Raw genomic sequence first — 21,088 nt, forward strand, 5'->3', positions numbered from 1 at the left:
AGGGGCCGCAGTTCGCTCAACTGACGGGAAAACCGTCCATCGAAGGAGGAGACGACGATGAAAAGCATTTCCATTCTGGCGGCTGCAGGTATCGCGCTGCTGTCGAGCACGGCAGCCTTTGCAGGCGACGTGCGTATCATGTGGTATTCGGACGGCGTGGAAGGCCAGGTCTTCAAGGATCTGATCGCCAAGTTCCAGAAGGACAATCCGGATATCAAGGTGACGGTCGACGAAGTCGCCTACTCGACGATCAAGGAGCAGCTTCCGGTTCAGCTTGCTGCCGGCAATGGCCCGGACATTGCCCGCGTCACCAACCTGAAATCGCTGTCGCAATATTGGCTCGACCTGACGCCCTATCTGAAGGACGCCGAGTTCTGGAAGAAGAACTATGGCGACCAGCTCGACTGGATGCGCCCGGACGGTTCGAACATCATTCCGGGCTTCATGACGCAGATCACGCTGACCGGCGGTTTCATCAACAAGACGCTGTTCGATCAGGCGGGCGTCGCCGTGCCGGGCGAGAAGGCAACTTGGGACGAGTGGGTTGCGGCCTCTGCCAAGGTCGCCAAGAGCCAGCAGGTTCCTTATGCTTTTGCCATCGACCGCTCCGGCCACCGCATCACCGGCCCGGCGATCTCCTATGGCGCGAATTATATCGGCAAGGATGGCATGCCGGCCCCGCTCGACGACGCTGCCAAGAAGTATCTGACGCAGCTGATCAAGTGGAACGCCGATGGCGTGTCCGACAAGGACGTGTGGGTGTCTGCCTCCGGCACGACCTACAAGCCGGCCGCCGATGACTTCATCAACGCACAGGTGGTCATGTATTATGCGGGCTCCTGGCAGATCCCGAACTTCATGACCAAGATCGGCACCAATTTCGACTGGGTGGCGATCGGCAGCCCCTGCGGCCCGGCCGCCTGCACCGGCATGCCGGGTGGCGCTGGTCTCGTCGCCATGAAGGACACGAAGAACCCGAAGGATGTGGCCAAGGTCATGGACTTCCTGGCCTCGACTCCGATCGCCAAGGAATTCGCCGAACGCACACTCTTCCTGCCGTCCAACAAGGAAGTGGTCGCCGGCGGTCTCGACTTCAAGACGGACAACAAGTTCGCCAAGGAGGCGCTGAACACCTTCGTGAAGGCAACGACGACGACAGCACCGGAAGCGCTGAAGCTTCCCGGCTGGAAGTGGTCCGACACCTATTACGGCGCGCTGGTGAGCCGCGTCGGCCAGGCCATGGCGGGCGAGATGACGGCTGACGAAGCCTTCAAGCGCATCGACAGCGACATTGCCGAAAAGGTGAAGGCGGCCAAGTAAGGCCTGAAATCCCCGATGCGCGGGAGGGAGGTTCCCGCGCATCGGTCGCACCAGTAATGTGAGGGAGGGCACATCCATGAAAGCCAATGGGCTTCTGTCGGCGTCGCAATCGGTCCTGATGGCCGTTGTCAGTCGCGTGATGGGCATTGTCGATGTGCCGCTGCGCTATCTGCAGCGCAAGGCTGGTCAGAACGGCATGGCCGCCTTCTTTCTGGCGCCGAACATGGCGATCTTCGCCGTCTTCGTGCTCGTCCCCTTCGTCATCAACTTCGTCTATTCGCTGACGGGCGGCTCGGCCATTTTCCTCAGCGAACGCAGCTTTGTCGGGGCCGAGCAATATCGCGAGATCTTCGCCTGCGGCAATTATCTCGATCCGAACACCTGCAAGCAGGACGTCTTCTGGATTGCGGCCGGCAATACGGCGGCCTTCGTGGTGCTTCAGGTCTCGCTGATGATCGTGGCGGCGCTGATCACGGCGCTCATCCTCAATCGCGAGATCATCGGGCGGGGCTTCTGGCGCGCCGTCTTCTTCTTCCCGGTCCTGCTGTCGCCGGTCGTCACGGGCCTCATCTGGCGCTGGATCTTCCAGCGGCAGGGCGTGCTCAACGCGGTCATGCAGGGGCTTGGTCTTGAGCCGCATGATTGGCTGACCGAGCGCAACAGTGCCTTCTTCGCCTCCATCGGCGTGTCGATCTGGGCGCATGTCGGCTTCTACACGCTGATCCTGCTCGCCGGCCTTCAGGCGATCCCGAAGGATCTCTACGAGGCAGCGCAGATGGACGGAACCAGCCGGTCGCGCGTCTTCTGGCGCATCACGCTGCCGCTTCTGATGCCGAACCTGATCGTGGTTCTGGTGCTGGCGCTGATCCGTGCCGTGCAGATTTTCGACGAGGCCTTCGTGCTGACCCATGGCGGGCCGGGGACGAGCACCATGTATCTGGTTCAATATATCTACGAGACCGGTTTTGCCTCGGAACTGCGCAATCCGGGTCTGGCGGCCGCGGCGTCGATCCTCATGGGCGCGGTGCTGGTTGTGCTGACGCTCGTCCAGATGGCCGCCTCGCGGCGCAGTGAAAAGAAGGGGGCTCGCTGATGTCTCGCGCGGTTGATTTCGTCACACGCCGTCGCGGCGCCTCGGGCTCGGGCGGTAAGGGCTGGCACTGGACCGATGTGTTCACCTGGGTCTGGCTGATCGGCGGACTGTTCGTCATGTTCGCGCCGGCCGCCTGGCTTGCACTCTCCTCCTTCAAGACGCCGGCGGCTCTCTCCGAATTCCCGCCCTCGCTGCTGCCTTATGTCACCGAAACGGTGAAGATCGCCGGCAATGACAAGCCGTCGCCGCTCTATGACGTGACCATGCCGGATGGCAAGACGGCGCGGCTGGTGGAACTCAGGCGTGTTGGCATCGTGGCCCAGATGGTCGATCCGGCAAGCCCGGAAACCGTCATCAAGGTCAATATCAAGGACCGCAAGCCCGTCCAGAAGCTGCATTTCGAAACGTCGAACTACACGGAACCCTTCGTGCATTTCGATTTCCTGCGCTATCTGTGGAATTCGGTCTTCGTCACCGTGACGGCGACGCTCATCACGCTTGTCGTCAACTCCATGGCGGCCTTTGCGCTGTCGAAATATCAGTTTCGCGGCCAGAATGCTGTGCTGATCGTCATCGTCGCGACGCTCATGGTGCCGCTCGCCGTGATCATGGTGCCGCTCTATTCGGTCGTCTCTTCGCTCGGTCTGCTCGATTCACTCTGGGGCGTCATCCTGCCAACGGTCGCAACGCCGACCGGCGTTTTCCTGCTGCGGCAATATATGCTGACCATCCCGGATGAACTGATCGACGCGGCGCGCATGGACAAGGCCTCCGAATGGCAGATCTATTGGCGCATCGTCCTGCCGCTCTCCGCGCCGGCGCTTGCCGTGCTCGCCATCTTCTCGGTTGTCTGGCGCTGGAACGACTTCCTCTGGCCGCTGATCGTGCTCAGCCGCTCGTCGCTCTACACGTTGCAGGTGGGCCTCAACGTCTATTCCGGCCAGCTGAATGTGCAGTGGCATTTCATCCTGGCGATGACCGTCGTCACCATGATCCCCGTTGTCCTCGTCTTCGTGTTCCTGCAGCGCTTCATCGCGCGGGGCATTGCGACGTCGGGCCTCAAGTAAGGAATAAATCCATGGGCCGTATCACGCTCGAGAAAGTCACCAAATCCTTCGGCGCGATCGATGTCCTGCATGGCATCGATCTCGATATCGGCGAAGGCGAATTCGTGGTCTTCGTCGGTCCGTCGGGCTGCGGGAAGTCGACGCTGCTCCGCCAGATCGCCGGCCTCGACCGGCCCTCAAACGGCGAAATCCGCATCGACGGGACGCTGGTCAATGATGTGCCGGCCTCCGATCGCGGCCTTGCCATGGTGTTCCAGTCCTATGCGCTCTATCCACATATGAGCGTGCGCCAGAACCTTGCCTTCGGGCTGGAAAATGCCCGCATGCCGAAGGCGGAGATTGATGCGCGGATTGCGGAAGCGGCGCGCATGCTGGAAATCGGTGACTATCTGGAGCGCCGTCCGGGGCAATTGTCCGGCGGCCAGCGCCAGCGCGTCGCCATCGGCCGCGCCATCGTGCGCAACCCGACCGCCTTCCTGCTCGACGAGCCGCTGTCGAACCTCGATGCGGAACTGCGTATTTCCATGCGCGCCGAACTCGCCGCCCTGCATGGGCGCCTGAAGACGACGATGATCTATGTGACACATGACCAGATAGAGGCGATGACGCTTGCCGATCGCATCGTGGTTCTGCGCAAGGGCAGGGTGGAGCAGGTCGGTTCGCCGCTGGAGCTTTACAATCGCCCCGCAAATCGCTTCGTCGCCGGCTTCATCGGTGCGCCGAGCATGAATTTCCTCTCCGGCAGGATCGAGGGCGTCAGCGAGGCAGGAACGCTGCTGCGTCTCTTTGACGGCGAAGTGGTGACTGTGCCGCGACGGGCGGAAGCCGCACACGCCGGCGAAGACGTCTCGGTGGGCCTGCGTCCGCAGCATATGCGCGTAGCGCAAGCAGGCGAAAACGGCGTGCCGGTGACGATCGACATGGTCGAGGCGCTGGGATCGGAAACGGTGGTCCATTCTCATGCACCGACCGGAGAGCTGGTGCTGGCCGTCTTGCAGGGCCAGCACAATCTCAGCCGGGGGCATAACCTGAAGCTTTCCTTCCATCCCGACGATCTGCATCTCTTCGACAAGAATGACCGCCGGGTCGCCGGGACCTGATGTGGCAGGTCTGAACCGGCTGAGAGGCCGTCAGGACGAATAGTGGTGGACGAGCGTCATGACACCCGTCCGCGCGCTCTTCTCCGGGAAAGCCTCTGCTAACGTGTGACGTCGATGACGACACGGCCGCGAATCTGGCCGCCGATGATTGCTTCCGCAAGCTCGGGGAGCCGGGACATCGGCTCAACCGTCGTGATGGCCGCAAGATGGTCCGGGTTCAGCGTGCTGGCGAGTGTTTGCCAGGCCTGCTGGCGCAACGACATCGGCGCCATGACCGAATCGACACCGAGAAGCGCCACGCCGCGAAGGATATGCGGCAACACCGTTGCGGGCAGATCCGCGCCGCCCGCGAGGCCACAGGCGGCGACGGCACCGCCGTAATTGGTTTGCGAAAGGACATTGGCAAGCGTGGTCGAACCGACTGAATCGACGGCGCCGCTCCAACGCTCCTTTTGCAGCGGGCCGCCCTTTTCCGTCAGGCTCGCGCGGTCGATAAAGCCGGTGGCGCCGAGGGAGCCGAGGTAATCATGCGTCTCCGGGCGGCCGGTCGAGGCCGTCACATTATAGCCTTTCGTCGCCAGCAGGCTGATTGCGACAGAACCGACGCCGCCGGCGGCCCCTGTCACCAGGACCTCTCCCACGCCGGGCTTGATCGCGCCCCAGCGCTCCAGGGCATCGACGCAGAGGGCGGCCGTATACCCGGCCGTTCCGATGGCCATCGCCTGTTCGAAGGAGAAGGCTTCCGGGAGCTTCATCAGCCATTCGGGTTTCAGGCGCTGGTAGCGGCTAAAGCCACCCCACTCCGTTTCGGACAGGCCGAAGCCATTGACGACGACCCGGTCACCCGTTTTCCAGAGCGGGGAACGCGATTCCACCACCGTCCCGGCAAGATCGATGCCGGCAACAAGCGGCATGCGGCGCGCGATGCGCCCCTTGCCGCTGACGGCGAGGCCGTCCTTGTAGTTCAGCGTCGAAAACTGGATTTCAACCAGGACATCATGGTCGGGCAGATCTGCGAGGCTGAGCTCACGGAATATGCCCTTGGGCTTTCCGTCCACGGTGTCGATCACCATCGCGTTGAATTTGTCGCTCATGACTGCAATGTGCTCCTGGCATTCGGTTTGACGGGACGGGAAAGGGGATCAGGTCGCGCTTTCGGCGACGCTCTTGCGGCTTTCGCGCGCGGCAACGGCCGCGACATAGGATTGGCTGACATAATCAAGCAGGGCATTCAACGCCCTGACGGCGCGGGCTGCATCCGCATTGCGCAGCCCCTCGACGATTTCGCGATGCAGGCTGACCACCTGTCTGCGTTCACGCACGCGAAACACGATCATGTTGGTGATCGGAATGAAGGCTTCGATGACGGTATACATCATCAGCTTCAAGGGGCCGTTATTGGTGGAATCCACCAGCGCGCGGTGGAAACGGACGTCCGAGGCACAGAAGTCCTCGTCTGTCAGCGCCGGGTCTTCCTGATTGGCAATTTCATCTTCCATCAGGAGCAGGAATTCTTCGCCGCAATTTTCTGCCGCCAGTCGGCAGCAGATGGTTTCGGTTTCGCGCCGGGCGACAATGATCTCGTCGATGTCGAACGCACCCACGCCGACAAGAAGCGTTGCCGCCCCGGTGATTGCCTTCGACAGACCCTCGGGGTCCGGTCGCTTGACGAAATTGCCGCCGGTGGGGCCGCGTTTGGAAAGAATGAGGTTCTGCGCGGCCAGCCGTTTCAGCGCCTCGCGCACGGTGGGGCGCGAAATGCCGAAGCTGCGCGCAAGCTCCTCTTCGCTCGGGAGGCGTTCGTCGATCTTCAGCCGGCCGTCCATGATCGCGGACCGGATATTATCCGCCACCTGCTTGGCGATTCCCGATCTGACAACCTCATCATATTTCAGGATCATAACGTTCCTCCGATGCTATCACAGACCATGCCATGAATGCTTTCCAAAGGCTATAGCCTATTTAAATATAGGTTTGACAAATATCGGAACCTGTATAACCATGACCCCAATAACAAAGGGAACAGCGGCTCATGGTCAGCCTTTCGGGCGACATAGAACCTGTCGACGGGGTATCCCGCGCGGGTGGCAGAGCGACGACCGAAAAGGTCGGTGCGCTCGTGGCGGTGCTTTCCCCGCGTCTTGATTCGGCTGCGATTCTGCTTGGCGGCGCGGTAGGCGAGGCCTATCGTGGCGATGCGACGGACAAGCTCGGCCCCCTGCCGTCCCTCGTCTTCAGGCCACGCAATACGGCCGATGTGGCCCTCATTCTCTCCACCTGCCAGAGCCATGCCCAACCGCTGGTCACCCAAGGCGGGCGTACAGGACTTTCCGGTGGCGCGCGTCCGCAGGATGACGAAGTCGTTCTCTCCCTGGAGCGGATGACGGAGTTGTCGGAGGTCGACCGGCAGGCAGGCACTCTGATTGCCGACGCCGGCGTCGCGCTTCAAAGGGTCCATGAAAAGGCGGAAGAGGCGGGTTTTCTCTTCGGCGTCGACATCGGCTCGCGTGGTTCCTGCACGATTGGCGGCAATGTGGCGACCAATGCGGGCGGCATTCGCGTGCTTCGCTATGGCATGTTCCGCGCCCAGGTCGCGGGTCTCGAAGTCGTTCTGGCGGATGGAAGCGTGCTCAGCTCGCTTCGCGGTCTGCCGAAGGACAATTCAGGTCTCGACCTCAATCAATGTTTCATCGGTTCGGAAGGCACGCTCGGCGTGGTCACGAAGGCCTGCCTCAAGCTGCATCCGCTGCCGGCCACAAGTCTGAATGCGCTGGTTGCGCTCACGACTCTCGCCGCCGCGCAGGCGCTGCTTGAGCGTTTGCGGCAACGGCTCGGCTCTCTCCTGTCGGCTTTTGAGATTATCTTTCCCGAGGTTTATGAAGGCGTAGCACTTGGCGGCTTCGCCAGTGCGCCATTGCCGGTGGGGCCGTTCTTCTATGCGCTGATCGAAATCCAGGGCCAGCAGGCGGCCGACGGGGAAAGGTTTGCTGCGGAACTGATGGCAGCGTTCGAAGACGGTCTCGGCGAGGACGTGGTTCTGTCGCAATCGACCCGCGACTATCGCGCCCTCTGGGCCTATCGGGAAGCCTGCAGCACATTCATCTTTTCCAAGCCGGACATGGCAGGCTTCGATGTGTCGCTTCCGGCTGCGCGGCTTGAGGATTTCACCCGGAAAGCCAGCCTCCGGCTGAAGGATGTCGACCCCGAGGCAAGGCCGTTTGTTTTCGGCCATCTTGGCGACGGCAATCTGCATTATATCGTCCAGACGAAGAGGCCTCAGGCAATGGCGGATGCCGTTCTGGAAACGGCTGCCGCCTGCGGTGGCGCCATTTCCGCCGAACACGGCATCGGTCTCGACAAGAAGGCCTGGTTGCCGCTGGTCCGCAGCAAGCCTGAAATAGACGCGATGCGCCGCCTGAAGCGGGCGCTCGATCCTCACCTGATCCTCAATCCAGGTCGTGTCTTCGACATGGATGCGGGCCATTCCGGAAGTGTTCTGCCATGACGTCACCGCTGATTTCCGCCAGCCGCAAGATCAACGAGGCCGTGACGCTGGACGATCGCTATGCGCTTGAAAGCGGGACGATCCTGGTGTCCGGGACGCAGGCTCTGGTGCGCCTGCCGATGATCCAGCGCCAGCGCGATCTGGCCGCCGGTCTCAACACTGCGGGCTATATTTCCGGCTATCGCGGTTCTCCACTGGCCGGGTTCGACCGCGAGGTGGTGCGGGCGCGCAAATATCTCGATGAGGCGCATGTCAAATTCCAGCCGGGCCTCAATGAAGACATGGCGGCGACGGCGGTCTGGGGAACCCAGCAGACGGCTCTCTTCGATGGCGCGCGCTATGATGGTGTCTTTGCCATGTGGTATGGCAAGGGCCCCGGCGTCGATCGCAGCATGGACGTGATCCGCCATGCCAATGCTGCCGGAACCAGTCCGCATGGCGGCGTGCTGCTGCTTGTTGGCGATGATCACGGCGCGGCGTCTTCGACACTGCCGCATCAGAGCGAACACAATCTGATTTCCGCCATGGTGCCCATGCTCTCGCCGGCGGGCGTCGCGGAATATATCGACTATGGCCTCCTTGGCTGGGCGATGAGCCGCCATTCCGGTGCCTGGATCGGCTTCAAGTGCCAGACGGAAATCGTCGAATGCACGGCCTCGGTCGCAATCGGACCCGACCGGCCGATCATCCGGCTTCCGGATGACGGCGTCGGTGCGGGCGAGTTCGCGCTGCGTTGGCCTGATGGGCCGCATGCCATGGAGCTTCGGCTGGAGCGCAAGCTCGATGCGGTGAAGGCTTTCGCACGGGCAAATGCGCTTGACCGTCGCCTTGGGGCAGGCGGCAAGGGACGGCTCGGCATCGTTGCAAGCGGCAAGGCCTGGCTCGACCTGCTCGGCGCCCTATCTCTTCTGGATCTGGGCGAGCGGGAGCTGGAAAGCCTTGGCATAGGCCTCTACAAGGTCGGGCTTGTCTGGCCGATCGAGCCGGAGGGCATTTCATCTTTTGCTGCGAGCTTTGACGAAATCCTTGTCGTTGAGGAGAAGCGCCCGATCATTGAAGAGCAGTTGAAGTCGCTGCTCTTCAACATGCCTGCAGATCGGCGGCCGCGTGTGTTCGGCAAGGCCGCTGCCGAGGGGCAGGTTCTGCTGCCGGCGTCCGGCGAGATTTCGACGATGAGTGTTGCGCGCGCCATCCTGTCCCGGATCGGCAGCGAGGGGCCGCTTGGTTCTGCCGCCGCCAGGGTCGATGGGCTCGGTCTCACAGCGCCGGAAGAGCCGGTTGCGCTCAAGCGGGATCCTTATTTCTGTTCCGGCTGTCCGCACAGCATCTCGACGCGCATCCCGGATGGCAGCCGGGCCACGACGGGCATTGGCTGCCATATGATGATCGTCGGCGTCGAGGATCGCAACACCACCACCTTCACACAGATGGGTGGCGAAGGTGGGGCCTGGATCGGCCTTTCTCCCTTTACCGATGAGAAGCACATTTTCGTCAACATGGGCGACGGGACGTATTTCCATTCCGGCCTTCTGGCGATCCGCGCTGGGATCGCGGCCAAGGTCAACGCGACCTACAAGATCCTGTTCAACGATGCCGTGGCGATGACCGGCGGCCAGCGCCACGATGGCGAATTGAGCGTGCCGGGCGTGGTCGGGCAGATGCTGGCCGAGGGCGCGGCGAAGGTTGTCGTCGTTGCCGAAGACCCGGATCGCTGGATTGGTCGCCTGCCGACGAATGTTTCCATTCATCCGCGCGACGAACTCGACGCCGTGCAGCGCGGTCTGCGCGAAGTGGAAGGCGTGACCGCGCTGGTCTACGATCAGGTTTGCGCGGCGGAGAAGCGCCGCCGCCGCAAGCGCGGCGCCTTTCCCGTTTCCGACAAGCGCGCCTTCATCAATGAGCTGGTCTGCGAAGGATGCGGTGACTGTTCTGCGGTTTCGAACTGCATCTCGATCGAGCCCAAGGAGACCGAGTTCGGCCGCAAGCGCAAGATCAATCAGTCAAGCTGCAACACGGATCTGTCCTGCATCAAGGGCTTCTGCCCGAGCTTCGTGACGGTGGAAGGCGGCAAGCTGCGCAAGCCCGTGGCGCAGAGCGCCAGTTTTGATGTGTCGACGATCCGGCTTCCCGAGATCCACGGCGATCTTTCCAGGCCCTATAACATCCTTCTTGCCGGGATCGGCGGCACGGGTGTCATCACCGTCAGTGCCATCCTGTCCATGGCGGCACATATCGACGGGCTTGCGGTTCAGACGCTGGACCAGACGGGTCTTGCACAGAAGAATGGCGCAGTGGTCTCGCATTTGCGGATCGCCTCCGATCCGGCCGCGATCAACACGGTGCGGATCGGCCCCGGGGAGAGCGATCTGGTCCTGGGCTTCGATGTCGTGGTGGCCGCCGGCCGGACAGCCTTGCCGACCTTCGGCAAGACACGTACCCGCGCAGTCATCGATGACCATTTCGCGCCAACCGCCTCCTTCGTCCAGAACACGGCGATTGACCTCAAGCAGCAGTCGACATTGCGGTCGCTGAAGAAGGCTGCGGCCGAGAATGCCCTGACCCTTATTCCCGCCACCGATGTCGGCACCGCGCTTCTGGGCGATGCGATTGCGGCGAACATGGTTCTGCTGGGCAGCGCCTGGCAGCAGGGACTGATCCCCATCAGCCTCGACGCCATTGAACGGGCCATTGTCCTCAACGGCACAGGCGTGGCCATGAACCGCTCGGCCTTCCACTGGGGGCGGCGTCTCGCCGTCGAGCCTGAGGCGGTTGCTGCTGCGGCAGGACTGAAACAGAAAGAACCGAAGACGGAAAGTCTTGATGACCTGATCGCGCGACGCGCTGACTTTCTCACCGACTATCAGAACGAAGCCTATGCAAACCGGTATCGCGCTCTCGTGGAGCGCGCGCGCAAGGCGGAGGATGCGATCGGCGGTTCGGGCGGCTTCGCCGAGGCGGTCGCGCGCAATGCCTTCAAGCTGATGGCCTATAAGGACGAATATGAAGTCGCGCGGCTCCATCGCGATCCGTCGTTTGCAAAGGCGATCGCGGCGCAATTCGAGGGCGACTACACGATCCGCCACCATCTGGCCCCGCCTTTCCTGTCGCGGAAGATCGATGCCCGCACCGGACGCCCCGCCAAGACCGCGTTCGGCCCCTGGATGGGCCCGGCGCTCGGCCTGCTGGCACGGTTGAAGGGTCTGCGCGGCACGCGCTTTGACATTTTCGGCATGACCGAGGAGCGGCGCCTGGAACGCCGCCTCATCGAGGACTATGCCGCGATGGTTGACGCGCTTTGCAAGGGTCTGACGCCCGAAACGCTGGAGCTTGCCTGCGAAATTGCCGGTCTTCCCGACATGGTTCGTGGCTACGGGCCGGTCAAGCTGGAGGCTGCCGCCAAGTTCGAAGCGAAGAAAACTGCCCTGTTGGCGAGGTGGCGACAAGGTGCGCTTGGTCCCACGCCTGCCGACGTTTCTGGAGTGCGCGCCAATGGTTGAAAAGATCATCATCGACACCGATCCCGGCCAGGACGATGCATTTGCCATCCTGCTTGCGCTGGCAAGCCCGGAAATCGAGTTGTTGGGCGTGACGACCGTGGCCGGAAATGTCCCGCTGAACCTGACGCAGCGCAATGCGCGCCAGGTTCTGGAATTTGCCGGACGAACGGATCTTCCCGTCTATGCCGGCTGCGCGAAGCCGATGGCGGGGCCTCTCGTGACGGCGGAGCATGTCCATGGGGCAACGGGCCTGGATGGGGCGGAACTGCCCGAGCCCTCCATGCCTCTGCAGGATACGCATGCTGTTGATTTCATCATCGAGACTCTGAGACGCCAGCCGGCAGGCAGCGTCACGCTCTGCCCTCTGGGGCCGCTGACGAATATCGGCACGGCGCTATCCAAGGCGCCGGAAATTGCCAGCCGCATCCGCCGCATCGTCCTGATGGGCGGCGGTCTTTTCGAGGGTGGCAACATCACGCCTGCGGCGGAGTTCAACATTTTCGTCGATCCGCAGGCCGCAACCGTGGTCTTCGCATCCGGCGTGCGCATTGTGATGATGCCGCTCGATGTCACGCACAAGGTCCGCACGACGCGGGCGCGTGTGGCGCGCATCCGCGCGCTAGGCGGCAGCTTCGGCGCGGTCGCAGCCGGCTGGCTCGACTATTTCGAGCGCTTCGACGAGGCAAAATACGGGCTTGAGGGCGGGCCGCTGCACGACCCGAATGTGATTGCCTATCTCATCCGCCCCGACATTTACGGCGGGCGGGAATGCAATGTGGAAATCGAGACCGAATCCGAGCTGACCAAGGGCATGACCGTGGTCGACTGGTGGGGTGTGAGCGGCAGGCCTCATAACGCGCTCTTCATTCGCGATGTCGATGACGAGGCCTTTTTCGATCTGCTGACGGAGCGTCTGGCAAGATTGGCCGGGGCCTCTGCGATCACGAGCCCGAAGACGGCCAGAGGCTGACGGGCTGGAGGGGCGGCTGCGATGCGATCCACTGCCGCTCCTCTGAAAGCACGGCCCCCGCAATGGCGGAGGCCGATTGCGTCAGTCGAGACCCTTGAAGGGCGCGTCGCGCACTTCGAGATATTCCTTCAGCGACATCTTGGCGAGATTGCCCATCCATTCGCGTCCGCGGCGGCTGACATGGAGGGCTGCGATCGCATGGACGTTGTAATCCATCGAGGTCATCAGTCCGGCCGCGATCTGCTGGTTGTTGATCGAGGCCTTGGCATATTTGATCGCGGGAACCGGCATGCGGGCGAGCTTGCGGGCGAGTTTGTCCGTGGCTTCGCGAAGCTCGGATGCGGGAACAACCTTGTTGACGAGGCGCATCGCCAGGGCTTCCTGCGCATCCACCAGATCGCCCGTATACATCAGCCAGCGAACGTCGCGCGATGCAATCACCCAGGGCATGAAGAGCGAGGGCGGGCCGGAATTGTGCCGCACTTCGGGTTCGCCGAACTTCGCATTGTCGGCTGCAATCGCCAGATCGCAGGCCATCATGAGTTCGAGCGCGCCGGCCAGTGCATAACCGTTGATCGATGCAATGACGGGGATAGGGGCCTTCCAGATATTGAGAAGGGCCTGCGTGTTCTCGCCCATATCGGCGTGCCAGTCCTCGATGTCGACGTCGTAGTCGGCGCCCTGAAGATCATAGCCCGCCGAAAAGGCGCGGCCGGCACCGGTGATCACCAGCGCGTTCACATCCGGATCGGCGACGGCAAGCGCAACTGCCGCGTCGATTTCGCGGATGGCCGTCTTGTTCATCGCATTCAGCTTGTCCGGGCGGTTCAGCGTGATGGTGCCGAATTTGTCGGTCGCGTCCTTCTCGTAAAGGATCGTCTCGAAGACAGGCGTGGAAGTCATGTTGGTATTCCTTTCGTAAGATATCTTGCCCCGGAACTAGGCTTTCATCCGGACCATGTTGGCTTCAAGAAATGCGGCAGACAGGGCAGGGTGAATGGTGGTCGGGCATTCCGTGGTCAGGGCACCTGCGAGAATGCCGTGGCGGGCAGCCTCCATCGTGCCGTCGCCCCGAATGAGGCGGTGGAGGGTCGCGGCAACCATGGCGTCGCCGGCGCCGGTCAGGTCGACCGGGTTGGCCTTGGCGGCGGGATAGGTCGCGTGACCGTCGAGCGCGGAAACGGCCGTCCCCTTGGCGCCCAGGCTTACGATGGCTTCAGCCGCGCCGGCCGATTGCAGCATCCGCGCGGCATTGCGCGCATCGTCAAGCGTGGCGGAGCCTGCATCCCGGTCCTCGCCGAGAAATGCGAATGCTTCGGCCATGTTCATGAAGATGAGATCGACGCCCGTGAGGTCCTTTGGCAGTCTCGCGACCTTCGTCATCGAGACGGCGTCGATCGCCAGCCTGGCGCGCGAACCCTGCTTGCGCCGCAGGAGAGCGGAAAGGGTGTCGGCTGGAAGATTGCAGTCGGCGAAGATAAAGGTCGCCGATCCGATATGCGACCATGCCCTGTCCACGACGGCGGGCGTAAACTCGTCAAAGATCGCCATGTCCGACAGGCCATGCCGCAAGGCCCCGGAACTTTCGAGGATTGCGATATATTCGGCAGTCCGCTGCGTTTCGCTGATCACCGACTGGCTGGTATCAACCCCGCAGTCGCGCAAATGGGCAAGCAGAAAGCGCCCGGCCTCATCATTTCCCAGAACCGAGAGAAAGCTGACCTCCGAGCCAAGGCGGGCCAGATTTTCAGCGACATTGCGGCCGACACCACCGCTGGACACCGAGCCGTGAACGAGATTGGACGTGTCCTCGACCAGCGGGCCGAGGGAGCGGTACTGGCGGTCGAGCACGGCTCCGCCAAGGCAGACGATCCTGTTGCTCGCCGGCAGGACATATCCTCTTCCCAGAATATAGCCCTTCTGCATCAGCTGGACGATATGCGCGGCCACCGTGGAGCGGGCCAGCCCCATCATGCCGGCAATCTCCTGCTGGCCCGCAAAGGGGTTGGCTTTGACCAGTTCCAGGACTGCGCGCTCTTGCTCGCCGAGATCTTCCATGGGCGCCTGAGGATCCTTAAAGACAAATCTATTTCAACAGATGTTGACAACAACAACTCTTGTTGTCAACATCTGTTGTGAAAGCCGGAAATTTCCAGGAGCTGTCGTTCTCCACGAAAGGAATTGCGTGCCGTGATGTCTCATCAAAGCATTCCCGTTATCGATGTCGCGCCGTTCATCGCCGGCGGGGCAGGGGCGGCTGCCGTTGTGGCCGACATGGAGAAAGCCGCGCGAGACATGGGCTTCTTCCTGGTGACGGGGCACGGGGTGTCGGTCGAGGCGACGTCGCGCATCTATAATCTCGCCCGTGCCTTCTTCGATGAGCCGGACGATTGGAAAGTGGTCCAGGGCCGCAGCACGGATGTCGAAGGTGGCGTTGCCTTCTCGCCCATCGCGGAAGAGGCGCTGGCCGGTACGTTGGGCATGAAGACGCCCGGCGACTACAAGGAAAGCCTGAACTTCGGGCCGCGTCTCAAGGGTGGCGCATGGCCGACCAGGCCAGAGGGGCTGAAGGCGGCGTTCGACGCCTATTTCGGCGAAATGGAACGGCTGGCCTATCATTTGCGCCGTGTCTTCTGCGCGGCAATCGGCCTTCCGGAAACCTATTTCGAGCCGGCCTTCGAAGGGCATCTGTCTGCGCTTCGGGTGATCAACTATCCCGAACAGCAGGAGACTCCGTTGCCCGGGCAGCTGCGTGCCGGCGTCCACACGGATTATGGCTTCATGACCATTCTGCGTTCCGAAGCTTCGTCTGGCGGGCTTCAGGTGCAGACGCGCCAGGGCGAATGGCTGGATGCGCCCAATATAGATGGCGCCTATGTCGTCAATATCGGCGACGCCTTCATGCGCTGGACCAATGACGAATGGGTTTCGACCCCGCACCGCGTGGCCAATCCGCCGAGCGGGGGCAAGGGAAGTGCGCGTCGCCAGTCGATCCCGTTCTTCCTCAATCCCAATGCCGAGGCGATGATTTCCTGCCTCGAGCCTTTTACGCGCGGCGGCAAGACCGCGAAATACGAGCCCATCAGCTTTGGCGACTACATCGCCTTGAAGACCAAGCAGGCGTTTTCCACGAAGTAAGCCGCAAAGGCCTCGCATCACGCATGCCCGAACAAGATTCAAAAAAGGGGAACTGACATGATGAACTTGAATAGACGACAGGCCCTTGGGGCCATGGCGGGCTTTTCTGCCGCGGCCATGTTTGGCAGCAATGTCCGCGCTGCCGGAAAGACGCTCATCGTTCCGACGCTGGGCGGTGTCTGGGAGCAATTCTGGCGAACGACGCTTGCGCCGGCCTTTTCGGCCAAGACCGGCGCCAGTGTCACGCTGGACGCCGGCAATGGTCGCGCCTGGAGCGCCAATCTGCGCGCCGCAGGCGTCGACAAGCCACCCTATTCCTTCGTCATGACCAACGAAGCCTTTGCCAATAGCCTGCGCAAGGAAGGCTTCTTCGAGAAGCTCGATCTGTCGAAGGTGCCGAACTACGCCGACCTTTATCCGCTGGCCAAGAAGACCGACGGCTGGGGTGCGGTTGCCATGGTTTCGCCCATCGGTCTTGCCTATCGCACCGACCTCGTTAAGACGCCGCCCAAGGCCTGGAAAGACCTATGGAACAACCCGGAATTCAAGGGCCGCATCGGTCTCTATAACTTTGCCAACACGGCCGGCAAGATGGAGCTGATGCTCTTCTCGACCCTTTTCGGCAAGGATCAATATGACGTCGATGCCGGCTTCAAGGCGCTGGAAAAGCTCGGGCCGGTGATCCAGGCCGACTTCAACCTGTCGACCGGGATTGCTGCCGGCGAATTCATCGCCGCCCCGTTTGACTTCGGCGAAGTTGCCCGCCTGAAGAAGCAGGGCCTGCCGATTGACGTCATCGTGCCGGAAGAGGGCATGTTGATGTTCGATCAGACGCTCAACGTTCTTGCGCACGGCCCCGAGAAGGATCTGGCCTATCAATATGTGAACTGGCTGCTCGAGCCGGAGACGCAGGCGCTCCTGATGCGCCAGTTCTTCGTCTCTCCGACCAATGCCAAGGTTGTCGTTCCCGATGATCTGAAGGCCGATGTGCCGATTTCCGGCGCGCAGATGGACAAGATCCTGACCTGGGACTGGGACTTCATGAACAGCAAGCAGGGTGCGCTTGCCGAGGTGTGGGCCAAGACCGTCAAATAGGTCGGGTCTCGCACGCTGAAGCCGATGGCGCGGCCAGTTTCCCGACTGGCCGGCCCCCACATTTCATGAAGAAACAGGGAAGTACCGATCATGACAGAGGTTAGCATCGAAAGGCTGACCATGGACTATGGCGTTCACCGCGCCGTGGATGGCATCTCGCTTCGGATCAGGAACGGCGAATTCATATCGCTTCTCGGTCCCTCGGGTTGCGGCAAGACGACGACGCTGAAGGTGATTGCCGGTTTTGAACATGCCTCCAGCGGCGCAATCCGCTTCGACGGCAATGATGTGATGCAGGTTCCCGCCGAAAAGCGGGATATCGGCATGGTCTTCCAGAACTACGCACTCTTCCCGCACATGACTGTCGCCGGAAATCTCGCCTTCGGACTGGAGATGCGGAAACTGCCGAAAGCCGAGATGCAGTCGCGGATCGCCAAGGTCCTTGAGATGGTGCAGCTCTCATCCCATGCCGATCGCTATCCCAATCAGCTTTCGGGTGGCCAGCAGCAGCGCGTCGCGCTCGCCCGCGCCCTCGTGATCGAACCCAAGATCCTCCTTCTCGATGAGCCGCTGGCCAATCTCGACGCCAAGCTGCGCGAAGAAATGCGGGTCTTCATCCGGGAAATTCAGCGCCGTGTCGGCATCACCACGGTCTATGTCACCCATGACCAGGCCGAGGCGATGACCATGTCCGACCGCGTCGTCGTGATGTTTGGTGGCAAGATCGCCCAGATGGGCACGCCTGCCGAAATCTACGACCAGCCCGCGAGCGTCGAGGTCGCCAAATTCGTCGGTCAGGTCAATCTTCTGCGCATGAAGGTCGAGGCCATCACCGGGGATGGCGGAATGGACGTGTCGGGTCCCTTCGGCGTGATCAAGGTGAAGTCCATCGAGGGCGCCGCTCCCGGTCGGGCGGTGACAGTCGCGGTGCGGCCCGAAGCCATCGATCTTGTGTCCCCTTCTGAGGGACAGGCTGCCACCATTGCCTCGAGCTATTATTCGGGCAGCCTCATGGACTACCGGGCGCGGCTTGCCGACGGAACCTTGATCGATGTTCAGACCTTTCCGAGGCAGCGCTTCGCCGATGGGGAGGCCGTGGGCCTGAGCATCCCCGCCGATCGCTGGTGGCCGCTGGAGGTTACCGCATGAACCCGCTTGCCTCAAAGAAGCGGGCATCGCTGCTTTTGATTGCGCCGGCGGCTTTGCTGATCTTCTTCTTCCTCGTCCTGCCCTATCTGACCATCGTCGTCATGAGCTTCCGCGTGCCGGGCGATGGAACGCCCTATGCGCCTGGTTTCACGACGGGCAATTACCTGCACTTCTTCTCGGACAGTTTCTTTCTCCAGCAGACCTTCAACACGTTGATGATCGGCGCGATCTGCACCTTGGTCTGCCTTGTGCTCGGCTTTCCCGTTGCCTGGCAGCTGGCGCGCGGCAATTCTCGCCTGCGGGGGATTGCCTATGGAATCGTGCTCTCGCCGCTGCTCGTCGGCATCGTGATCCGCAGCTACGGCTGGACGATCATTCTCGGCAACAACGGCATGATCAACCGGACGCTCATCTCGATGGGGCTGGTCGATCGTCCGGTCGGGCTCATGTACAATACGCTTGGTATCGTCATCGCGCTTTCCCATGTCTTTCTGCCCTTCATGATCCTGCCCGTCATGGCCGCGATCCAGGGCATTGATCCGTCGCTCGAATCCGCGGCCCGCTCGCTTGGGGCCTCCCGCGCGACCATTTTCCGCCGCATCATCCTTCCGCTGTCCATGCCGGGGATCCAGGCGGGATGTATCCTGACCTTCGTCCTGTCTCTCTCCGCATACGTGACGCCGGCGCTCATCGGAGGGTCCAAAGTCAAGACGATGGCGGTCACAGTCGTCGACACGCTGGTGGACACGTTCCAGTGGCCCTTTGGATCGGCGCTCGCCCTGATGCTCGCCGTCACCGGCGCTGTGATTGTTGTGATCTTCGCCCGAATGACCCGCATGAAATGGAAGGCTGCCTGAGACATGTCGAAAACATTCTTCACGATCTTCTGTCTTCTCATCTACGCCTTCCTGCTCGCCCCCATCGTCGTGGTGGTGCTGGCCTCCTTCAATTCGGGCGCATTTCTCACCTTTCCGCCGCAAGGCCTGTCACTGCGGTGGTATGTCGTGTTCTTTCACAACGAGGTCTTCTGGCGGGCAATCAAGACTTCGCTGTGGATTGCAGCGGTCACCACGGTCATTTCATCCATTATCGGCACCATGGCCGCGATCTATCATGTGCAATTTGCCGGCAAGCTCAAGGAGACGGTGCGTGTTGCGATGATGGCGCCTCTGCTTCTGCCTGAAGTACTGACCGCAATCGCCCTGCTTTTCTTTGTCTACACGATCGGGATCGGCACGCAGACGGTTCTGCCGCTGATCATCGGACACGTCCTGATCACGCTGCCATTCGTCTTCATCAACGTGTCCGCATCGCTCGAAAGCTATGATGTCTCCTGGACAATGGCGGCCCGCAGTCTTGGAGCCGGGCCGTTCACGCGCTTCTGGCGCATCATGTTGCCGCTGATCAAGCCGGGCGTCATCGGCGGTGCGCTTTTCGCCTTCATCATATCGTTCGATGTCTTCACCATCTCCTTCATGCTGAAGAGCGTTGGCATGTCGACGCTGCCGATCCAGCTCTATGACTATTTGAGAACGAATTTCACACCCGAAGCGGCTGCCGTTTCATCGCTCTCGGTGTTCCTGACACTTCTGGTCGTCGTGGTGACCGAGAAGTTCTTGGGCCTGAAGATCCATCGTTTCTGATCGCATCTCTTTGCTGCTGAAAATGAAGAGACCCGCGCGTTGGGACGCGCGGGTCTTTTGTCTTTGAAGGCGTGAGGCCGAACGCTTTATTCGGCGGCGACAGCGGCCGGAGCAAGGCGAGGCTCTTCCGCGACAGGCATGCCGGCAAAGGCTGCAGCCATCTTTTCCGTGTCGAGTTCGCCTTCCCAACGGGCGACAACGACGGTTGCAACCGCGTTGCCGATGAAGTTGGTGATGGCGCGGCATTCCGACATGAAGCGGTCGATGCCGAGGATCAGCGCCATGCCGGCGACCGGAACGGCCGGGACGACGGAGAGCGTGGCAGCGAGCGTGATGAAGCCTGCACCGGTGATGCCGGCAGCGCCCTTGGAGCTGAGCATGGCGACCAGAAGCAGCAGCACTTCGTCACCGAGCGACAGATGCGTGTTGGTTGCCTGTGCGATGAAGAGGGCGGCGAGCGTCATGTAGATGTTCGTGCCGTCGAGATTGAACGAGTAGCCGGTCGGAATGACCAGACCGACGACCGGACGGGCGCAGCCTGCGCGTTCCATCTTGGACATCAGGCCCGGCAGCGCGGCTTCCGAAGACGACGTGCCGAGAACGAGAAGCAGTTCTTCCTTCAGGTAGCGGATCAGCGAGACGATCGAGAAGCCGTTATACCAGGCAACTGCGCCGAGAACGACGAAGATGAAGAGGAAGGACGTCAGGTAGAACGTGCCGATCAGCATCGCAAGGTTGGCGACGGCGCCAATGCCGTATTTGCCGATGGTGAAGGCCATGGCGCCGAACGCACCGATCGGGGCTGCCTTCATCAGGATGGCGACGAGGCGGAAGATCGGGGTGGTCAGGGCCTGCAGGAAGTCGAGAACGGGCTTGCCCTTCTCGCCGACCATGCCGAGCGCAATGCCGAACAGAACCGAGAAGAACAGGACCTGGAGGATGTCGCCCTGCGCGAATGCGCCGACGATCGTATCCGGGATGATGTTCATCAGGAAGCCGGTGATGGTGGCGTCATGCGCCTTGGCCGTATAGGTCGCGACAGCCTTGGTGTCGAGCGTTGCCGGATCGATGTTCATGCCGGAGCCCGGATGAATGACATTGGCGACGATCAGGCCGACGATGAGGGCCAGCGTCGAGAAGGTCAGGAAGTAGATCATCGACTTGCCGGCGACGCGGCCGACCTTCTTGAGATCCGCCATGCCGGCAATGCCGGTGGCAACCGTCAGGAAGATCACGGGAGCGATGATCATCTTCACCAGCTTGATGAAGGCGTCGCCGAGCGGCTTCAGGCTTTCGCCGACGCCCGGATAGAAGTGACCGAGAAGCACGCCGGCGAGAATGGCCGTCAGCACCTGGACATAAAGCTGCCGATAGAGCGGCGTCCTGCCGCGCGGTTCGGCGACCGCGTTCGAAATCTGCATATGAGCCTCCACTTAGCCCCGCCCGGACGAATGCGCCTCCCGAGGCGTAACGTTGATCGCACGGCATCTTTCCCTGCCGTCGAAGCTAAG

17 protein-coding genes are annotated in these 21,088 nt (G+C 61.7%); 12 read left to right on the plus strand and 5 right to left on the minus strand.

Going from position 1 to position 21,088, the window contains the following annotated elements; translation table 11 throughout:
- The first annotated feature begins 57 nt into the window (after nt 1-57).
- From LQK84_RS05890 to LQK84_RS05905, 4 genes are all read left to right on the plus strand, one after another.
- A complete protein-coding gene (locus LQK84_RS05890) occupies nt 58-1,320 on the plus strand; it encodes an ABC transporter substrate-binding protein (RefSeq protein WP_230827755.1) in 1,263 nt (420 codons plus the stop codon).
- Between the two features lie 76 nt (nt 1,321-1,396).
- Entirely contained in the window at nt 1,397-2,413 is a 1,017-nt protein-coding gene (locus LQK84_RS05895; protein ID WP_442966888.1) for a carbohydrate ABC transporter permease, read from the plus strand.
- The gene (locus LQK84_RS05900) at nt 2,413-3,480 is read left to right on the plus strand and encodes a carbohydrate ABC transporter permease (RefSeq protein WP_230827756.1); all 1,068 of its coding nucleotides are present in this window, start codon (nt 2,413-2,415) and stop codon (nt 3,478-3,480) included. Before LQK84_RS05895 ends, LQK84_RS05900 begins: the two co-directional genes overlap by 1 nt.
- A gap of 11 nt (nt 3,481-3,491) precedes the next feature.
- Nucleotides 3,492-4,580 carry an ABC transporter ATP-binding protein gene (locus LQK84_RS05905; protein ID WP_230827757.1) on the plus strand — a complete coding sequence of 363 codons (1,089 nt, stop codon included), beginning with the start codon at nt 3,492-3,494 and terminating at the stop codon, nt 4,578-4,580.
- A gap of 98 nt (nt 4,581-4,678) precedes the next feature.
- On the opposite strand, the gene LQK84_RS05910 is transcribed toward LQK84_RS05905, so the two are convergent.
- Complete coding sequence (locus tag LQK84_RS05910) at nt 4,679-5,674, minus strand: MDR family oxidoreductase (protein ID WP_330166396.1); 996 nt, start codon at nt 5,672-5,674, stop codon at nt 4,679-4,681.
- Between the two features lie 48 nt (nt 5,675-5,722).
- Nucleotides 5,723-6,481 (minus strand): FadR/GntR family transcriptional regulator, encoded by a 759-nt coding sequence (locus tag LQK84_RS05915; protein WP_230827758.1) that lies wholly within the window; start codon nt 6,479-6,481, stop codon nt 5,723-5,725.
- 131 nt (nt 6,482-6,612) lie between these two features.
- Between LQK84_RS05915 and LQK84_RS05920 the strand changes: the two genes are divergently transcribed.
- The 3 genes from LQK84_RS05920 to LQK84_RS05930 are packed head-to-tail and all read left to right on the plus strand — an operon-like array spanning nt 6,613 to nt 12,552.
- A complete protein-coding gene (locus tag LQK84_RS05920) occupies nt 6,613-8,085 on the plus strand; it encodes an FAD-binding oxidoreductase (protein ID WP_230827759.1) in 1,473 nt (490 codons plus the stop codon).
- A complete protein-coding gene (locus tag LQK84_RS05925) occupies nt 8,082-11,582 on the plus strand; it encodes an indolepyruvate ferredoxin oxidoreductase family protein (RefSeq protein ID WP_230827760.1) in 3,501 nt (1,166 codons plus the stop codon). The genes LQK84_RS05920 and LQK84_RS05925 overlap by 4 nt, the downstream gene beginning before the upstream one ends.
- Nucleotides 11,575-12,552, plus strand: a complete 978-nt coding sequence (locus LQK84_RS05930) for a nucleoside hydrolase (RefSeq protein WP_230827761.1) — start codon at nt 11,575-11,577, stop codon at nt 12,550-12,552. Before LQK84_RS05925 ends, LQK84_RS05930 begins: the two co-directional genes overlap by 8 nt.
- Before the next feature lie 81 nt (nt 12,553-12,633).
- Here the strand turns inward: LQK84_RS05930 and LQK84_RS05935 are convergent, their stop codons facing one another.
- A complete protein-coding gene (locus tag LQK84_RS05935; protein WP_230827762.1) occupies nt 12,634-13,455 on the minus strand; it encodes an enoyl-CoA hydratase/isomerase family protein in 822 nt (273 codons plus the stop codon).
- Between the two features lie 36 nt (nt 13,456-13,491).
- Nucleotides 13,492-14,610 carry a carbohydrate kinase gene (locus LQK84_RS05940; RefSeq protein ID WP_230827763.1) on the minus strand — a complete coding sequence of 373 codons (1,119 nt, stop codon included), beginning with the start codon at nt 14,608-14,610 and terminating at the stop codon, nt 13,492-13,494.
- A gap of 135 nt (nt 14,611-14,745) precedes the next feature.
- Between LQK84_RS05940 and LQK84_RS05945 the strand changes: the two genes are divergently transcribed.
- From LQK84_RS05945 to LQK84_RS05965, 5 genes are all read left to right on the plus strand, one after another.
- A complete protein-coding gene (locus LQK84_RS05945) occupies nt 14,746-15,690 on the plus strand; it encodes an isopenicillin N synthase family dioxygenase (RefSeq protein WP_230827854.1) in 945 nt (314 codons plus the stop codon).
- A gap of 57 nt (nt 15,691-15,747) precedes the next feature.
- On the plus strand, nt 15,748-16,785 hold the full coding sequence (locus LQK84_RS05950; protein WP_230827764.1) for an ABC transporter substrate-binding protein: 1,038 nt from the start codon (nt 15,748-15,750) through the stop codon (nt 16,783-16,785).
- Nucleotides 16,786-16,875: 90 nt separating this feature from the next.
- Nucleotides 16,876-17,934 carry an ABC transporter ATP-binding protein gene (locus LQK84_RS05955; RefSeq protein WP_230827765.1) on the plus strand — a complete coding sequence of 353 codons (1,059 nt, stop codon included), beginning with the start codon at nt 16,876-16,878 and terminating at the stop codon, nt 17,932-17,934.
- Nucleotides 17,931-18,791, plus strand: a complete 861-nt coding sequence (locus tag LQK84_RS05960) for an ABC transporter permease (RefSeq protein WP_230827766.1) — start codon at nt 17,931-17,933, stop codon at nt 18,789-18,791. The genes LQK84_RS05955 and LQK84_RS05960 overlap by 4 nt, the downstream gene beginning before the upstream one ends.
- Before the next feature lie 3 nt (nt 18,792-18,794).
- Complete coding sequence (locus tag LQK84_RS05965; RefSeq protein WP_230827767.1) at nt 18,795-19,577, plus strand: ABC transporter permease; 783 nt, start codon at nt 18,795-18,797, stop codon at nt 19,575-19,577.
- A gap of 86 nt (nt 19,578-19,663) precedes the next feature.
- On the opposite strand, the gene LQK84_RS05970 is transcribed toward LQK84_RS05965, so the two are convergent.
- Complete coding sequence (locus LQK84_RS05970) at nt 19,664-20,998, minus strand: dicarboxylate/amino acid:cation symporter (RefSeq protein ID WP_230827768.1); 1,335 nt, start codon at nt 20,996-20,998, stop codon at nt 19,664-19,666.
- Between the last annotated feature and the right edge of the window lie 90 nt (nt 20,999-21,088).

The sequence above is a fragment of the Rhizobium sp. C4 genome (assembly GCF_021026315.1).
GTDB lineage: Bacteria > Pseudomonadota > Alphaproteobacteria > Rhizobiales > Rhizobiaceae > Ensifer_A.

What these genes read in the sequence shown, in the direction of transcription:
- LQK84_RS05940 (WP_230827763.1), bottom strand. Translation starts at nt 14,610, where the DNA reads ATGGAAGATCTCGGCGAGCAAGAGCGCGCAGTCCTGGAACTGGTCAAA.
- LQK84_RS05960 (WP_230827766.1), top strand. Translation starts at nt 17,931, where the DNA reads ATGAACCCGCTTGCCTCAAAGAAGCGGGCATCGCTGCTTTTGATTGCG.
- LQK84_RS05965 (WP_230827767.1), top strand. Translation starts at nt 18,795, where the DNA reads ATGTCGAAAACATTCTTCACGATCTTCTGTCTTCTCATCTACGCCTTC.
- LQK84_RS05905 (WP_230827757.1), top strand. Translation starts at nt 3,492, where the DNA reads ATGGGCCGTATCACGCTCGAGAAAGTCACCAAATCCTTCGGCGCGATC.
- LQK84_RS05890 (WP_230827755.1), top strand. Translation starts at nt 58, where the DNA reads ATGAAAAGCATTTCCATTCTGGCGGCTGCAGGTATCGCGCTGCTGTCG.
- LQK84_RS05935 (WP_230827762.1), bottom strand. Translation starts at nt 13,455, where the DNA reads ATGACTTCCACGCCTGTCTTCGAGACGATCCTTTACGAGAAGGACGCG.
- LQK84_RS05955 (WP_230827765.1), top strand. Translation starts at nt 16,876, where the DNA reads ATGACAGAGGTTAGCATCGAAAGGCTGACCATGGACTATGGCGTTCAC.
- LQK84_RS05910 (WP_330166396.1), bottom strand. Translation starts at nt 5,674, where the DNA reads ATGAGCGACAAATTCAACGCGATGGTGATCGACACCGTGGACGGAAAG.
- LQK84_RS05900 (WP_230827756.1), top strand. Translation starts at nt 2,413, where the DNA reads ATGTCTCGCGCGGTTGATTTCGTCACACGCCGTCGCGGCGCCTCGGGC.
- LQK84_RS05925 (WP_230827760.1), top strand. Translation starts at nt 8,082, where the DNA reads ATGACGTCACCGCTGATTTCCGCCAGCCGCAAGATCAACGAGGCCGTG.
- LQK84_RS05970 (WP_230827768.1), bottom strand. Translation starts at nt 20,998, where the DNA reads ATGCAGATTTCGAACGCGGTCGCCGAACCGCGCGGCAGGACGCCGCTC.
- LQK84_RS05950 (WP_230827764.1), top strand. Translation starts at nt 15,748, where the DNA reads ATGATGAACTTGAATAGACGACAGGCCCTTGGGGCCATGGCGGGCTTT.
- LQK84_RS05945 (WP_230827854.1), top strand. Translation starts at nt 14,746, where the DNA reads ATGTCTCATCAAAGCATTCCCGTTATCGATGTCGCGCCGTTCATCGCC.
- LQK84_RS05915 (WP_230827758.1), bottom strand. Translation starts at nt 6,481, where the DNA reads ATGATCCTGAAATATGATGAGGTTGTCAGATCGGGAATCGCCAAGCAG.
- LQK84_RS05930 (WP_230827761.1), top strand. Translation starts at nt 11,575, where the DNA reads ATGGTTGAAAAGATCATCATCGACACCGATCCCGGCCAGGACGATGCA.
- LQK84_RS05895 (WP_442966888.1), top strand. Translation starts at nt 1,397, where the DNA reads ATGAAAGCCAATGGGCTTCTGTCGGCGTCGCAATCGGTCCTGATGGCC.
- LQK84_RS05920 (WP_230827759.1), top strand. Translation starts at nt 6,613, where the DNA reads ATGGTCAGCCTTTCGGGCGACATAGAACCTGTCGACGGGGTATCCCGC.